The 630-nt window shown below is 41.0% G+C and carries 1 protein-coding gene; it reads right to left on the bottom strand.

Going from position 1 to position 630, the window contains the following annotated elements:
* Window positions 1–48 precede the first annotated feature (48 nt).
* Window positions 49–600 (bottom strand): hypothetical protein, encoded by a 552-nt coding sequence (locus tag R7044_RS26210; RefSeq protein ID WP_032073025.1) that lies wholly within the window; start codon window positions 598–600, stop codon window positions 49–51.
* Window positions 601–630: the final 30 nt, after the last annotated feature.

Below are 630 nucleotides of genomic sequence, written 5' to 3'. Positions count from 1 at the left end.
CCCCTAGAGGGCACATCTCCCTCCAGGGTTAAACTGAAAAATTAATATTTATTCATTCAAAGTTAAAAACCATCGCTTCATTGGAACAGTAACTTCAATCATTCCATTACCACAATAAGCTCCCCAAAAGTTATAAGTAGTCTCAAACATATCGAACTCGAATAGTGTTTGAATATGCTTATCAGTAATGGGGTTAAATGGTCCACCGCAGCCAACATGCATCGCTATGCCATAATCTCGCATATCGAAATCATCTAGGTTTTTTCCACCCACAGAAGCTATCAAATTCTCACCTCTGATTTCACCTTCACGTAAAAGCAAGACTGCTTCTTCGTAACTCGCATATTGTGTCGTTAAATTCACAATATGGCCATGCTTAGGTTTGTGTTGTTCCGATAGTGATTTCAGTAGTTGCTTCACACTCTGAAATCTTGCGTAAAGCCCTGGCGTGAATTGTCCTGCGAAAGTTAAGTTCGGACAGATCAACTCAAGCATGTCGTCAGGTATAGAACTAAGCCCCATTTGCTTTGCAAGCGGCTCAGCTTTTTTCATTGCATCTTCAACTACCATTGGGTTTCGAAGATGTTGCGGCATATCCATAGTTATTCTCCTTTGGTGAGACGAACAGAC

The organism is Vibrio sp. 1402 (assembly GCF_033340275.1).
Note: the sequence above shows the minus strand (reverse complement) of the source record. Positions and strands in the feature narration are given on the sequence as shown.

Excerpts from the sequence above, each read along its gene's own strand:
- R7044_RS26210 (WP_032073025.1), bottom strand. The coding sequence starts at position 600 with ATGGATATGCCGCAACATCTTCGAAACCCAATGGTAGTTGAAGATGCA.